This is a genomic window from Pseudomonas sichuanensis (assembly GCF_024749065.1).
Taxonomy (GTDB): domain Bacteria; phylum Pseudomonadota; class Gammaproteobacteria; order Pseudomonadales; family Pseudomonadaceae; genus Aquipseudomonas; species Aquipseudomonas sichuanensis.
On sequence record NZ_CP087185.1, the window covers coordinates 4,250,876 to 4,266,098 of the forward strand.

At 63.2% G+C, this 15,223-nt stretch carries 11 protein-coding genes; 2 read left to right on the plus strand and 9 right to left on the minus strand.

Translation table 11 applies throughout. The annotated features are described in order from the left end of the window. The first annotated feature begins 11 nt into the window (after window positions 1-11). Complete coding sequence (gene cobA, locus LOY51_RS19215) at window positions 12-758, plus strand: uroporphyrinogen-III C-methyltransferase (RefSeq protein WP_125859507.1); 747 nt, start codon at window positions 12-14, stop codon at window positions 756-758. Window positions 759-827: 69 nt separating this feature from the next. Here the strand turns inward: cobA and LOY51_RS19220 are convergent, their stop codons facing one another. From LOY51_RS19220 to ppsA, 8 genes are all read right to left on the minus strand, one after another. Continuing rightward, window positions 828-1,862 carry an OmpA family protein gene (locus tag LOY51_RS19220; protein WP_110991830.1) on the minus strand — a complete coding sequence of 345 codons (1,035 nt, stop codon included), beginning with the start codon at window positions 1,860-1,862 and terminating at the stop codon, window positions 828-830. A gap of 110 nt (window positions 1,863-1,972) precedes the next feature. Next, complete coding sequence (gene sigX / locus LOY51_RS19225) at window positions 1,973-2,539, minus strand: RNA polymerase sigma factor SigX (protein ID WP_110991831.1); 567 nt, start codon at window positions 2,537-2,539, stop codon at window positions 1,973-1,975. 113 nt (window positions 2,540-2,652) lie between these two features. Next, window positions 2,653-3,477, minus strand: a complete 825-nt coding sequence (locus LOY51_RS19230; protein ID WP_110991832.1) for a mechanosensitive ion channel family protein — start codon at window positions 3,475-3,477, stop codon at window positions 2,653-2,655. A 2-nt stretch (window positions 3,478-3,479) separates the two neighbouring features. Beyond that, on the minus strand, window positions 3,480-3,743 hold the full coding sequence (locus LOY51_RS19235) for a CrfX protein (RefSeq protein WP_110991833.1): 264 nt from the start codon (window positions 3,741-3,743) through the stop codon (window positions 3,480-3,482). A gap of 106 nt (window positions 3,744-3,849) precedes the next feature. Next, window positions 3,850-4,845 carry a divalent cation transporter CmaX gene (gene cmaX / locus LOY51_RS19240; RefSeq protein WP_125859508.1) on the minus strand — a complete coding sequence of 332 codons (996 nt, stop codon included), beginning with the start codon at window positions 4,843-4,845 and terminating at the stop codon, window positions 3,850-3,852. Between the two features lie 27 nt (window positions 4,846-4,872). Continuing rightward, on the minus strand, window positions 4,873-5,364 hold the full coding sequence (gene rraA / locus LOY51_RS19245) for a ribonuclease E activity regulator RraA (RefSeq protein WP_125464957.1): 492 nt from the start codon (window positions 5,362-5,364) through the stop codon (window positions 4,873-4,875). Window positions 5,365-5,558: 194 nt separating this feature from the next. After that, window positions 5,559-6,551, minus strand: coding sequence for an alpha/beta fold hydrolase (locus tag LOY51_RS19250; protein WP_125859509.1), 993 nt, complete (start codon window positions 6,549-6,551; stop codon window positions 5,559-5,561). Window positions 6,552-6,707: 156 nt separating this feature from the next. Beyond that, on the minus strand, window positions 6,708-9,083 hold the full coding sequence (ppsA, locus tag LOY51_RS19255; protein ID WP_110991837.1) for a phosphoenolpyruvate synthase: 2,376 nt from the start codon (window positions 9,081-9,083) through the stop codon (window positions 6,708-6,710). Between the two features lie 182 nt (window positions 9,084-9,265). Here ppsA and ppsR point away from each other — a divergent pair, with 182 nt between their 5' ends. Next, window positions 9,266-10,084 carry a posphoenolpyruvate synthetase regulatory kinase/phosphorylase PpsR gene (gene ppsR / locus LOY51_RS19260; protein ID WP_110991838.1) on the plus strand — a complete coding sequence of 273 codons (819 nt, stop codon included), beginning with the start codon at window positions 9,266-9,268 and terminating at the stop codon, window positions 10,082-10,084. A 187-nt stretch (window positions 10,085-10,271) separates the two neighbouring features. Here the strand turns inward: ppsR and LOY51_RS19265 are convergent, their stop codons facing one another. Further along, window positions 10,272-15,137: an NAD-glutamate dehydrogenase gene (locus LOY51_RS19265; protein WP_125859510.1), complete on the minus strand. Its 4,866-nt coding sequence runs from the start codon at window positions 15,135-15,137 to the stop codon at window positions 10,272-10,274. Between the last annotated feature and the right edge of the window lie 86 nt (window positions 15,138-15,223).

Genomic DNA, 15,223 nt, shown 5'->3' on the forward strand with positions numbered 1-15,223 from the left:
AGGAACACCCGATGAATGCGAAAGTCTGGTTGGTTGGCGCCGGCCCTGGCGACCCCGAACTGCTCACCCTCAAGGCTGTCCGCGCGCTGGGCCAGGCCCAGGTGGTGATGATCGACGACCTGGTCAACCCGGCCATATTGGCGCACTGCCCGCAGGCACGGGTGATTGCCGTGGGCAAGCGCGGCGGTTGCCGCTCCACCCCACAGGCCTTCATCCAGCGCCTGATGCTGCGCCACGCCCGCCAGGGGCGCTGCGTGGTGCGGCTCAAGGGCGGCGACCCGTGCATCTTCGGCCGCGCGGGCGAAGAAGCGCTGTGGCTGCGCGGCCACGGCATCGAAGTGGAGGTGGTCAACGGCATCACCGCCGGGCTGGCCGGGGCCACCCAATGCGACATTCCGCTGACGCTGCGCGGCGTCAGCCGTGGCGTGACGCTGTTGACCGCGCACACCCAGGACGACAGCGAACTGAACTGGCAAGCACTGGCCCAGGGCGGCACGACCCTGGTGCTGTATATGGGCGTGGCGCGGCTGGAGCAGATTCGCCGTGGCCTGCTGCAAGGCGGGATGGCGCCCGGCACGCCGGTGGCGATGATCGAGAATGCCTCATTGCCGCAGCAACGCGAGTGCCGTAGCCACCTGGCGGCACTGGAGGAGGACGCCTTGGCCTTTGGCTTGCGCAGCCCGGCAATTCTGGTAATCGGTGAGGTGGTGGGGGCAGTGCAAGCGGGTATCGAGCGTTTTCGTGCCTTGGCAGGCTGACACGCCGCAAATATCCCAGGCAAAGAAAAACCCGGCCGAGGCCGGGTTTTTCGTGAAGCTTCAAACCAATTACTTGGCCTGGGCTTCTACCTGAGCTTCTACGCGACGGTTAACGGCGCGGCCAGCTTCGGTGGCGTTGTCGGCGACCGGACGGGTCTCACCGTAGCCAACCGAGTCAACACGGCTGGATTCGATGCCGTACTGCTGGGTCAGGACCTGCTTGACAGCGCCAGCACGACGCTCGGACAGCTTCTGGTTGTAAGCGTCTGGGCCGACGGAGTCAGTGTGACCTTCCACGGTGGTGGTGGTCTGTGGGTACTGCTTCATGAAGTCAGCCAGGTTCTTGATGTCGCCGTAGCTGTTAGGCTTGACGACCGACTTGTCGAAGTCGAACTTGACGTCCAGCTCAACGCGAACGACTTCGGCAACAGCCGGGCAGCCATCAGCGTCAACGGTAACGTTGGCTGGGGTGTCAGGGCACTTGTCGACGTTGTCGCAAACGCCGTCGTTGTCGCTGTCGGAGCAGACTTCAGCAACTGGAGCTGGAGCGGCTTCGGCGTGCTTCGGGCTACCGCCGAAGTTCAGGCCGATACCAACGCTCGGGGCCCACTCGGTGTCGCCCTGGTCGATGTTGTACTGAGCTTCAACGCCGGCACGGGCGTAGAACATGTCAGTGATGTACCACTTGGCGCCAGCGCCAACGTTGGCGAAGGTGGACTGGTTACGACCACCACGGCCGGTCTGGCCGAGCGACTGGTGGGAGAAACCGGCCGAAACGTATGGACGGATGGCGTCGTACGGGTTGTTGAAGTGGTACAGAGCGTCCAGGGCGGTGTTCGAGCCCTTGATGTTCTTGCCGTCTTCGCCACGTGCGTTGTGAACTTCGTCGTAGCCCAGACGCAGTTCAACGTCGTCGGTCAGGAAGTAACCAACCGAACCGCCGAACAGGTTGCCGTCGTTCTTGAAGTCGCGCTGGCTGTCGAAGAATTCTTTCTTGTAGAAGCCTTCAACCTCAACGGCGCCTTGACCTTGTGCCAGAGCGCCAAACGAAGTGGCGGCTACAAGCGAACCAATGGCCAAGCCCAAGGTGTTTTTCAATTTCATCCGTTAAATCCCCATCTGGTGATAGTTAAGCAGTCCCACCAACATCCGGGGGACAACTCGACGGCAAGTCTAGCAGAACTCGCCGGTTGGTTAGAGATATTTGAACGCCACTAAGTTTCAGTGAGCCCAGCAAATTTCTCTCTAAGCTTGTCGAGCGCACGCTTGTAGCGCATTTTCGTAGCGCTCAGGCCCATGTGCATGATGTCGGCGATCTCCTGGAATTCCAGCTCTGCGACAAATCGCAGCACCAGGATTTCCCGGTCGATCGGGTTCACATGCACCAGCCATTTATCCAGCCCGCCTTTCTCTTCCGGTTTCGGAGCCTTGTCCTCGGACGCCTCTTCGACAGGGTCCAGGCTCAAGGCATCCATCAACCTGCGCTTGCGGCGCTCCTTGCGGTACTGGGTGATGCATTCGTTGTAGGTGATGCTGTAGAGCCAGGTCTTGAACTTGGATTTACCCTCGAAGTTCTTCAGCCCGTACAACACCTTGAGCATCACCTCCTGACAGACATCGTCAGCATCCCGGTCGTTCCCCAGATACCGCGCACACACATTGAACAGCGTGCGCTGGTAGCGCCTCATGAGCTCCTCATAGGCGCGGGTAACGTGAAACAGCTCCTCATGCGAACGCGCCACCAACTCCTCGTCGGTGAGCTCCCGGGGGTCATAGCGCATGGGCGGCAAATGAACTTTATTCAATGCGGATCTGGCCGACAGTCGGGTCAATGTCGCCGCTCAGCCCCAAGGGCCGATTTTCGCGGCGGCATACATTAACAGCTTTTGTGCGGTTAGCGGCTATTTACGCGCTGCTCAAGCAACTCGCGATTCGACAGCGACACCAGTTCGCCATCATCGGTCAGCAGCGTGGTCTTGACCGTGCCGATCTCTTCGATATGCCCTTCGACCTCTCCAATCCGCACCTGCTGGCCGACCTGATAGAGTTCGCGCACGTAGATTCCAGCAAGAATCTGCCCGGCGATTTCACGGCTGCCGAGGCCCATTGCCAACGCAATTGCCAGACCAACGGTTATCAAACCGATGACGATCACATGGTTGAGCAGGTCGGTCTTGACCTCCAACTGGCTGATCGCCACCGAGATGCTGATGATGATCACCAGGCCCTGGGCAATCCGCCCGACACCGGCGGCGTATTCCAGGCCAATGCCTTCGGCGGCGCCGCGCACCAGGCCGTTGACCAGCTGTGCCAGCAGCACGCCGGCCAGCAGCACCAGCGCCGCACCAAACACCTTCGGCAGGTACAGGGCGAGCATGTCCAGCGTTGCCGAGACCCGCTCCAGGCCCAGGGATTCCGCGGCAGAGACCAGGAAGATCAACAGCACGAACCAGTAGACGATCTTGCCGACCAGCGTCGAAATCGGCACCTGGATCCCTGCCCGGGCAAGGATCTTGGTCAGCCCGGTACCGCTCATCAAGCGATCCAGGCCAAGTTTGGCCAGCAGCTTGGACAGCAGTGTGTCGAGCAGCTTCGCCACGACGAAACCAAGCAGCACTACCACCAGCGCCCCGAACAGGTTGGGGATGAAGTTCGCCACCTTGGTCCAAAGGGCAGTCATGGCGGTGACCAGACTCTGGGTCCAGAGATCGAGTTCCATATTCAATCGGCCTTATCTACGTTTCTGCCGGAGGCAGGGTTGCGGGTGGCATTGCGACGCACTGGCGCGACATGCGCCGAGCCATTGTTGACAGCGATCATCAGTGCCTGGCTCCAGCGGCCCAGCAGGCTGAACAGATCGCCCACGCCGACCTGGCGGTTGGCAGTCTTGAGCACGCGACCCAGGCAGGCGGCGTCGTCGCGCTCCTGGCCGGAGGGTGACGCCTTGAGCAGGTCGCGCAGGGATTCTTCAAACGGATCGTGCATGGGCACCTCGCGCAGTGTCAGTCAAAGACGAGAGCTGCGAGCGATGGGTCACACAGGGATGTGGGACGAATGTTTCAGGATGAGAACAGAACAGGCCGCACGCCATCTAGACCCACCGCAGCTTGCGGAACAACAGCCACTGCCCCACCGCCAGGCCCAGCACGATCAGGCTGGCGAACAGGAAACCATAAGGGCTGTTCGAGCCCGGTATGCCGCCGACATTGATGCCCAGCAAACCGGTGACGAAGCTCATGGGCAGGAAGATGCAGGTAATGATGCCGAAGCGGTACATGGTCCGGTTCATCCGCTCGCTGCGGCGCCGATCTTCGCTTTCCAGCACCAGGGCAGCGCGCTCGCGGGCCAGTTCCAGCTCTTCGAGATAACGGATCAGGCTGTTGTTGAGCTCGTTCCAGTAGTCGCTGTCGGGGTCGGCGAACCAGCTGCACTTGTTACGCGACAACTGCGCATAGATATCCCGCTGCGGTGCAAGGAAACGGCGCAGGCCGGCGGCGCGTCGACGGATCTGCTGCAGGCTGCCTTGCTCAGGCGCATACCGTTCGTCGGCTTCCACCTTCTCTTCTTCGAGATCGACCGCCTCGGACAGGTCGCTGACCAGCGCCTGGACCTTCTCGGTGAGCAACTCGCCCATCAGCAGCAACAGCTCGGACGCCGATTTCGGCCCCCTGCCCTCGTCCAACTGCTGAAGCACCTCGTCGCTGGCGCGCAGCGGCCGCAGGCGCAGCGAGATGACCCGCCGCGCTTCGGCGAAAATGCGCACCGAAACCATGTCCTCAGGCTCGGCACCCGGGTTGAGGTTGACCCCGCGCAAGAACAGCAGCATCTGCTCGTTGGCCAGCTGCAGCAGGCGCGGGCGGGTGTTCTCTTCCAGCAGCAGGTCGCAGGCGAACTCGCTCAGGCCACTGTCGTGCAGCAGCCAGGTGCGGGTTTGCGGATGGCTACGATCCCAATGCAGCCACAGGCTCTCCAGCGGCTGCAGCTGCAAATCGTCCAGCTCGGTACGGGCTATCGAACGCGCGCCGCCTTTGCCATCGAGCACCAGGGCATGCACCAGCCCCCACTGCGCGTTGTCTTCCTCGAACATCAAAGCTCCATCAGCGCGCGCCGCGCGTCACTCGGGCATCTTCAGCGGGCTTGGCGAGACGATTACGCCATTGTTGTCGGCGTACACATACTCGCCCGGGCGGAAGGTCACCCCGGCAAAGGTCACCGCGACGTTGAGGTCGCCAATACCGCGTTTGTCGGTTTTCATAGGATGGCTGGCCAGGGCCTGCACACCCACATCGGTCTGCACCAGCACGTCGACGTCGCGCACACAGCCGTAGATCACCAGGCCTTCCCAGCCGCTCTTCGCCGCTTTTTCGGCGAGCATGTCGCCCAGCAGCGCACGGCGCAGCGAACCACCGCCATCGACCACCAGCACCTTGCCCTTGCCGTCGAGTTCGACCTGCTCCTTGACCAGCGAGTTGTCCTCGAAGCACTTGATGGTGACGATCTGGCCGCCGAACGAGTCGCGGCCACCGAAGTTGCTGAACATGGGTTCTAGCACCTGGACGAGATCTGGGTAGGCGTCGCACAGGTCGGGCGTTACGTAATGCTGCATGGGAAACTCCTGTCAGTCACAACGAAAGCGAAAGTGGGATCAAGGCTACACCTTGCAAGGTACGGCAGTCATCCGGGACCGAGCAGTCAATTTGCTTTTGCCTGCCCCGGCCTCTTCGCGGGTAAACCCGCTCCCACAGGAGAGGTGTGAAATCCTGTGGGAGCGGGTTTATCCGCGAAGAGGCCAACGCAGAATCAACTGGCAGGCACCGGCTCCATCACCACCGTCGAGGCATGCACCGGCACCTGCGGATCCCTCAGCCAGCGCTCCACCAACGGCCACACCTGGGCCTGCGCCGCCTTGCTGACCAGCATGTCGACGTGCCCGAAGGCATCGAAGCCCTGCTCCTGCCCCAGGCGCAGGAACTGCTTGCTGTCACCGCCCAGCTGATCGAACAGCTTGCGGCAAGCCCACACCGGGTCCTGGAAATCCCCTGCCCCGGCCACGGCCAATACCGGCACATCGACCTCGGCCAGCCCCGCCCACCAGTCGCGGTCCTTGTCGCCGAAGCGGCCGAACAGACCATTCCAGCGCAGGCTTTCAAGCGCCAGGCCAATCGGTTCGTCTTCCGGGCCTCGCTTGAGCCGCGAACCGCTGATCTGGTCAAAGCGCTTGAGCAGCAGCTTCGCGCCCCACGCCACCGGCGGCACCTTTAGCGGCCAGTACACGCGGCTGACCTGGGCGCCGAAGAAGGCTGCGCTGGCCACCTGCGCGCTGGCCAGGTAGCCACCGCCCAGCGCAGCGGCCAGGGTGGTGCCGCCCAGGGAATGGCCTAGCCAGTGCGGCGCCTGCCCGGCCTGCTCCTGGACAAAAGCACCAATCACCGGCAGGTCATAGCGGGCATAGTCGGCCACACGGTTGTGCTGCCAGGCGCGGTTGCGTGGCGACAGGCCATGGCCGCGCATCTCCGGGATCCATACATCGAAACCGGCACGGGCGAGGTAGGCACCCAGGCCTATGCCCTTGGGTGAGTACCAGAAGCGCCGATTGGAAAAACTGCCGTGCAGGAGAATGACCGGTACGCCTTGAGCAGGGCCCTGGTCGGCCAGGCCCAGACGCGTGACGGCCAGCTCGACGCTCGAATCGGGGCTGTTGCCGGCCTTGATCCGGTAGACGTCTTCGCTGAGGTCGCCGCGGCGCTCGGCACTGAGCAACGCGACGGGGAATTGGGTGCTGCTGCTTTGCATGGCTTCACGAACAGATAAAAGACGACAACGTGGGAGCGGGCTTGCCCCGCGATGGCGTCGGGACAGGCTACTAGAGGTGTCCTGGCTGACGCCATCGCGGGGCAAGCCCGCTCCCACGCATAAACACGAGGGCGTCATGCGCCCTCGCCGATCACATCAGGCTGCGCCCTGGCCTTCGGCCAGGAAGAACCAGGTCTCGAGCACCGAGTCCGGGTTCAGCGACACGCTCTCGATGCCCTGCTCCATCAGCCACTTGGCCAGGTCCGGGTGGTCCGATGGGCCCTGGCCGCAGATGCCGATGTACTTGCCGGCCTTGTTGCACGCGGCGATGGCGTTGGCCAGCAGCTTCTTGACGGCAGGGTTACGCTCGTCGAACAGGTGGGCGATGATCCCCGAGTCGCGGTCCAGGCCCAGGGTGAGCTGGGTCAGGTCGTTGGAACCGATCGAGAAACCGTCGAAGTACTCGAGGAACTCCTCGGCCAGGATGGCGTTGGACGGCAGCTCGCACATCATGATCACGCGAAGGCCGTTGTCGCCACGGGCCAGGCCGTTTTCGGCGAGCAGGTCGACGACCTGGCTGGCTTCGCCCAGGGTGCGCACGAACGGCACCATGATCTCGACGTTGGTCAGGCCCATCTCGTTACGCACGCGCTTGAGGGCGCGGCATTCGAGCTCGAAGCAGTCACGGAACGACTCGCTGATGTAGCGCGAGGCGCCGCGGAAGCCCAGCATCGGGTTTTCTTCTTCCGGCTCGTACAGCTTGCCGCCGATCAGGTTGGCGTATTCGTTGGACTTGAAGTCCGACAGGCGCACGATGACCTTTTTCGGGTAGAAGGCTGCAGCCAGGGTGCTGATGCCCTCGACCAGCTTCTCGACATAGAAGCCGACCGGGTCGCTGTAGCCGGCGATGCGCTTGTCGACGCTCTCTTTGAGCTCCGGCGGCAGGCCCGCGTAGTTCAGCAGCGCCTTGGGGTGCACGCCGATCATGCGGTTGATGATGAACTCCAGGCGCGCCAGGCCCACACCTTCGTTGGGCAGCTGGGCGAAGTCGAACGCGCGGTCCGGGTTGCCCACGTTCATCATGATCTTGAACGGCAGCTCCGGCATGGCGTCCACCGAGTTCTGCTTGACGTCGAAGCCCAGCTCGCCTTCGAAGATGAAGCCGGTGTCGCCTTCGGCGCAGGACACGGTCACGCCCTGGCCGTCTTTGAGCACCTGGGTGGCGTTGCCGCAACCGACCACAGCCGGGATACCCAGTTCACGCGCAATGATCGCCGCGTGGCAGGTACGCCCGCCGCGGTTGGTGACGATGGCGCTGGCGCGCTTCATCACCGGCTCCCAATCCGGGTCGGTCATGTCCGAGACCAGCACGTCGCCGGGCTGGACCTTGTCCATTTCCGACACGTCCTTGATCACCCGCACCTTGCCGGCGCCGATGCGCTGGCCGATGGCACGGCCTTCGACCAGCACGGTGCCTTTCTCCTTGAGCAGGTAACGTTCCATGACGTTGGCGCTGGCACGGCTCTTCACGGTCTCAGGGCGGGCCTGAACGATGTACAGCTTGCCGTCGTCACCGTCCTTGGCCCACTCGATGTCCATCGGGCGCTGGTAGTGCTGCTCGATGATCATCGCCTGCTTGGCCAGCTCAGCCACTTCGGCGTCGCTCAGGCAGAAGCGTGCGCGTTCGGCGCGGTCGACTTCGACGGTCTTGACCGAACGGCCGGCCTTGGCTTCGTCGCCATAGACCATCTTGATCGCCTTGCTGCCCAGGTTGCGGCGCAGGATCGCCGGGCGACCGGCCTGCAAGGTGTTCTTGTGTACGTAGAATTCGTCCGGGTTGACCGCACCCTGTACGACGGTTTCACCCAGGCCGTAGGCGCCGGTGATGAACACCACGTCACGGAAGCCCGACTCGGTGTCGAGGGTGAACATCACGCCGGCGGTGCCGGTTTCGGAGCGAACCATGCGCTGCACGCCGGCGGACAGGGCGACCAGCTTGTGGTCGAAGCCCTGGTGCACGCGGTAGGCGATGGCACGGTCGTTGAACAGCGAGGCGAAGACTTCCTTGGCCGCGCGGATCACGTTGTCGACGCCACGGATGTTGAGGAAGGTTTCCTGCTGGCCGGCGAACGAGGCGTCCGGCAGGTCTTCGGCGGTGGCCGAGGAACGCACGGCGACCGCCATGTTGTCGTTGCCGGCGGCCATTTCGGCGAAGGCCGTACGGATTTCCGAATCGAGGCGTGCCGGGAATTCGGCTTCCATGACCCACTGGCGGATTTGGGCGCCGGTCTTGGTCAGGGCATTGATGTCATCGACGTCCAGCGCGTCGAGCGCGGCGTGGATACGGTCGTTCAGGCCACTCTGTTCGAGAAAGTCGCGGTACGCCTGAGCCGTAGTGGCAAAGCCGCCCGGCACCGAAACGCCGGCACCGGCAAGATTGCTGATCATCTCGCCCAGGGATGCGTTCTTGCCCCCCACATGCTCCACATCATGGACGCCGAGCTTATCGAGGGAAACTACGTACTCTACCAAGGTGATCTCTCCACTAACTGTATTGGAAAAGCTCAAGGGCGCCCGCCTGTCTGCTCTGCGACTGGGCCGGGACGCTTGTGGCCTGGACCTGGAAAATAAGTGAGAATGCCGAGCAACCGCGTTCGGCAAACCGAACCTATCATATCCAGAAATCTTCGGCAGCTTAAGGCCCCCAGGTGCAAATGAAACGAACCGCGTTTTTCATCTCCGACGGTACCGGCATCACTGCAGAAACGTTGGGGCAGAGCCTGCTCGCACAATTCGAGAGCATTCCGTTCAATAAATTCACCCGCCCCTACATCGATACGCTGGACAAGGCCCGGGCCATGGTCCAGCAAATCAACGCGGCGGCCGAGCGTGACGGGGTCCGCCCGATCATCTTCGACACCATCGTCAACCAGGACATCCGCGAAGTCATGGCCACGTCCAATGGCTTCATGATCGACATCTTTTCGACGTTTTTATCCCCACTAGAGCAGGAATTGACCGCCCATTCGTCGTATTCCGTGGGCAAATCCCACTCGATCGGCGGCAATTCCAACTACATGGAGCGTATCGAGGCGGTCAACTTCGCCCTCGACAACGACGACGGCGCGCGGACCCATTACTACGACAAGGCCGACCTGATCCTGGTGGGCGTGTCACGCTGCGGCAAGACCCCCACCTGCCTGTACATGGCGATGCAGTTCGGTATTCGCGCCGCCAACTACCCGTTGACCGAGGACGACATGGAGCGCCTGCAGCTGCCGGCGGTGCTGAAGAAGCACCACAACAAGCTGTTCGGCCTGACCATCGACCCCGACCGCCTGACCGCCATCCGCCACGAACGCAAGCCCAACAGCCGCTATTCGAGCTTCGCCCAGTGCGAGTTCGAGGTGCGCGAGGTAGAAAGCCTGTTCCGCCGGGAGAACATTCCCAACATCAACTCCACGCATTTTTCGGTGGAAGAGATTTCGGCGAAAATCCTGGTGGAAAAAGGCGTGGAGCGGCGGTTCAAGTAAGGCCAGCGTCGCCTGTTTCGCGGGTAAACCCGCTCCCACAGGCACAGCACAGGATTCAAAGCCAGCGAGGCCCCTGTGGGAGCGGGTTTACCCGCGAAGAGGCCAACACTTTCAACACAAGGCGTAAAGAAAAGCCCCGACATCACTGCCGGGGCTTTCTTTTACCTCAACTACCTCAACGCTCGGCTCAGGACGGGATCACCGCCGCCTGCCCGCTCATCGCCAGGTCGACCAGCTCGCGGTTGGCCACCGCGTACATCGCATAGTCGGTACCGGTGGCGTTGCGCAGGTCGTCGAGCATGGCGCGCCAGCGCTCCACCATCACCCGGTGCTGCTCGCACCACAGGGCCACGCGGGCGTCCATGTCGTCCGGCGCATCGGCCATCTGCAATACCGAGATGGTGATTGCCCGCTGCTGCAGGTCGATGTCATCGCGGAACGCTTCGCGGGCCAGGGCCTGCCAGTTGTTTTCCACCGGCAGGTTGCTGATTTCCTGCAGGTACCAGGTCAGGTCCAGCGAGCTGCCCACGGCAAAGAACGCCTTGGCCACCTGTGCAGGATCATGCCCGGTCACGTCGGACGCTTCGATGATCGGCAGCAAGGTGTACAGGTGCGTGGTACCAGCGACCATACGCGCCAGCAGCTCCGGCACACCGGCTTCGACGAAGCCCTGGTAGCGGACCATCCAGCGTTCGCGGGTCGGGCCTTCGAGCAGTTCGTCGAGCTTGAGCCCAAGCTGGGCGATCTTCGGCCCGAAGTGGGCGACGTCACGGCCAGCGTCCTGCTCGTTGCGCCGGCTGCGCAGGAACCAGCGGGTAGCGCGGCGGCCCAGGCGCATCAGCTCGTCCATCAGGGTCAGTTGGATCTCGGCCGGGACCTGGTAGTCGAGGGCCTCGATCTGACGGAACCAGTGCGGCAGGTGGAAGATGTCGCGCACGATCACATAGGCGCCGGCCACGTTGGCCGGGCTCATGCCGGTGGACTCCTTCAGGCGCTGCACGAAGGTGATGCCCATGTTGTTGACCAGGTCGTTGGCGATCTGGGTGCTGACGATCTCGCGTTTCAGGCGGTGGCCGCGCATGGAGTCGGCGTACTTGGTCACCAGCGATGGTGGGAAGGCGGTCTCCATGTCGCGGGTGAGGTAGTCGTCGTCCGGCACCAGCGACTTGAGCAGTTGCTCCTTGAGGTCGATCTTGCTGTACGAGATCAACACCGACAGCTCGGCGCGGGTCAGGCCCTGGCCTGCGGCCAGGCGCTCGGCCAGTTGCTCTTCACTGGGCAGGAACTCGATGGCGCGATCCAGCTTGCCACGGGCCTCGAGGTCGGCCATCAGGCGCTTGTACTCGGCAATCCGCTCGCGGGCGCGGCGCGCGGCCAGCGACAGCGCTTGCGTCTGCTTGTAGTTGTTGCCCAGCACCAGCCCGGCCACTTCGTCGGTCATGCTGCCCAGCAGCTGGTTACGCTGCTTTTCGGTCATGTCGCCGGCCTGCACCACTTCGTTGAGCAGGATCTTGATGTTGACCTCGTGGTCGGAGCAGTCCACACCACCCGCGTTGTCGATGAAGTCGGTGTTGGTGGCGCCGCCATTGAGGCCGAACTCGACACGGCCCAGTTGGGTCATGCCCAGGTTGCCGCCCTCGCCCACCACCTTGCAGCGCAGCTCGTTGCCGTTGACGCGCAGGGCATCGTTGGCCTTGTCGCCGACATCGGCGTGGCTTTCGCTGCTGGCCTTGACGTAGGTGCCGATACCGCCGTTCCAGAGCAGGTCGACCGGCGCCTGCAGCAGGGCGTGCAACAGCTCGGTCGGGGTCAGGCGGTCGGCTTCGATGGCGAAGCGTTCCTTCATCTGCGGGCTGATGGCGATGCTCTTGGCACTGCGCGGGAAGATCCCGCCGCCTTCGGACATGATGCTGGTGTCGTAGTCGCTCCAGGCCGAGCGCGGCAGGTCGAACAGCCGCTTGCGCTCGACGAAGCTGGTGGCCGGGTCCGGGTTCGGGTCGATGAAGATGTGCAGGTGGTTGAACGCGGCCACCAGCTGCAGTTTTTCCGACATCAGCAGGCCGTTGCCGAACACGTCACCGGCCATGTCGCCCACACCCACCACGGTGATCGGGTCTTCCTGCACGTTGATGCCGCGCTCGCGGAAGTGGCGCTGCACGCCCACCCACGCGCCACGGGCGGTGATGCCCATCTTCTTGTGGTCATAACCGGCCGAGCCGCCCGAGGCGAACGCATCACCCAGCCAGAAGCCGTAGTCGATGGCGATGCCGTTGGCGATGTCGGAGAAGGTCGCGGTGCCTTTGTCCGCGGCGACCACCAGGTACGGGTCGTCGTCATCGTGACGCACCACGTTCGCAGGCGGCACCACGCCACCGTCCTTGAGGTTGTCGGTGATGTCGAGCAGGCCGGAGATGAAGATGCGGTAGCACGCCACGCCCTCGGCGGCAATCTCGTCACGGCTGCCGCCCAGCGGCAGGCGGCGCGGCAGGAAGCCGCCCTTGGCGCCCACCGGCACGATCACCGAGTTCTTCACCTGCTGGGCCTTGACCAGGCCCAGCACTTCGGTGCGGAAGTCTTCTTCGCGGTCCGACCAGCGCAGGCCGCCACGGGCAACGTTGCCGAAGCGCAGGTGCACGCCCTCGACTCGCGGCGAATAGACGAAGATCTCGAATTTCGGTACCGGCTTGGGCAGCTCGGGGATCAGCTTGGGGTTGAACTTGAAGCTGAAGTACGACTTGTTCTGGCCGTTGGCATCCGGCTGGTAGAAGTTGGTGCGCAGGGTGGCCTTGATCAGGTCCAGGTAGCGCCGCAGGATGCGGTCCTCGTTGAGCACCTGCACGTCGTCCAGGGCGGTGAGGATCGCCTGCTCCAGGCGCAGCTGCTTGTCGTCGAGGTCTTCCTGGGTGAGCTTGCGCGCCAGGTAGAAACGGGTCTTGAACAACCGGGTCAACTCGCGGGCGATGTCGGTGTGGTTGTTCAGGGTGCTGGCGATGTAACCCAGGTCGAAGCCCAGGCGGATCTGCTTCAGGTAGCGGGCATAGGCGCGCAGCAGTGCCACGTCGCGCCACGGCAGGCCGGCGGTCAGCACCAGGCGGTTGAAGGCGTCGTTCTCGGCGTCGCCCTTGACGATGTGGACGAAGGCGTCCTGGAAGGTGTCGTTGAGCTGCTGGATATCCAGGTTCAGGCCTTCGCTGTAGGTGAAGGCGAAGTCGTGAATCCAGAACTCACGGCCGCTGGCATGGCGCAGGCGGTAAGGGAACTCGCCGAGCACGCGCAGGCCGAGGTTTTCCAGGATCGGCAGCACGTCCGACAGCGCCAGCGGCGTATCGGCGTGGTACAGCTTGCAGTGCAGCGTGCGTTCGCCGAGTTGCGTGAGCGGCTGGTAGAAGCTCATGGCCAGCGGTTTTTGTTCCGACAGGTTCAGCACGTGCTGCATGTCGACCACCGCCGAATGGGCGGCGAAGCGCTCGCGGTAGCCGGCCGGGAAGCCTTTCGGGAACTCATCGAGGATGTTGGTGCCCTGGGCTTCGCCGAAGTTTTCCACCACCAGCGCCGAGTAATCGTCATGCCACGAGCGGCAAGCCTGGATCACTTCGTTTTCCAGCTGCTGCAGGTCGATATCGATGCGGTTCTTCGGGTCGACGCGCAGGATCAACTGCACGCGGGCCAGCACCGATTCGGAGAAGAAGGTCCAGAATTCGCAGTCGGTGGCCTTCAGGCGCTCCATCAGCACCTGCTGGATCTTCTGCCGCACTTCGGTGGAGTAGATCTCGCGAGGCACGTAGGCCAGGCAGTAGCAGAAGCGGCCGTACGGGTCCTTGCGCAGGAACACGCGGATCTTGTTGCGCTCCTGGATCTGCACGATCGACATGGCGGTGCTGAACAGCTCGTCGACCGGGGTCTGGAACAGGTCGTCGCGCGGCAGCACTTCGAGTACCTGCGCCAGCTCCTTGCCCAGGTGGGCCTTGGGGTCGAAGTGCGAGCGGCGCTCGACTTCGGCCACCTTGCCGCGAATGTAAGGGATGGTATGCACGCTCTCGCCGTACACCGACGAGGTGTACAGGCCCATGAAGCGGCATTCCTTGAGCACATTGCCGTCTGCGTCGATCTGGCGGATCGACACGTAGTCCGGGTAGGCCGGGCGGTGCACGCGGCTTGGCTGGGAGGCCTTGGCGAACGACAGCAGGCGCGGCTCGCGCAGGTAGGCGACGGCGTAGTCCTCGATGCGCAGGTCATCGGCACCCAGGCCGGCGCGCAGCAGGCGGGTCAGGCCGAGGAAGGAGGCATCGTCGTAGACCAGATGGCCACCGTCGGCATCGGCCTGGACGGTGAACTCTTCATAGCCGAGGAAGGTGAAATGGTTGTCCAGCAGCCACGACAGGAAGCTCTTCACCTCTGCCTTGTCGTTCTGCTCCGGGCCAAAGGCGTTCTGTTCGACCAGAGCCAGCAGTTCATGGATCTTGGCCTTCATCGGCTCGAAGTCGGCGACCACGCCGCGCACTTCGGCCAGTACCTGCTCCAGTTCCTTGGTCAAGGTAGTGAGCTCGGCGCTGTTGGAGCAGCGGTCGATCTCCAGGTACATCAGCGATTCGTGGCTGACGCCCTCGCCCTGGGTGCCCTTGGGCAGCAGCTCGAGCAGTTCGCCCTTGCTGCCCCGGCGTGCGCTGAGCACGGTGGTCTGCAGGGTGTGGATGCTGTAGCCGCGGCGGTTGAGTTCGGTACGCACCGAGTCGACCAGGAACGGCAGGTCGTGGTGCAGCACCTCGACCACGGTGTGGGTGGATTGCCAGCCGTGGCGTTCGTAATCAGGGTTGTAGACCCGCACCTGCGGGTGTTCGGGGTCGAAGCGCTCGATGATGCGCCAGGCGGAAAGCGTGCAGCCGGCGAGGTCGGAAAGCCGCCGCTGAGTGAGTTCGTCCAGAGAGATGATGCCGAAGAACTGGTCGGCGAACAGTGCAACTTGTGGCAGGGACTGTTCGCTGATGTGCTGCGCCAGGGCCGCTTGCAGTTGATGCTGGAAGTCGGCTTTGCTGGCTGCGGTGAAGAACGCCATCTGTGGTACTCCGCTTGGGCTTTTATAGGTGAAGCGTCGCGTGCGTGCGCCTTGTACGGATCAACCATAGCCAACCCGTGGCAAGA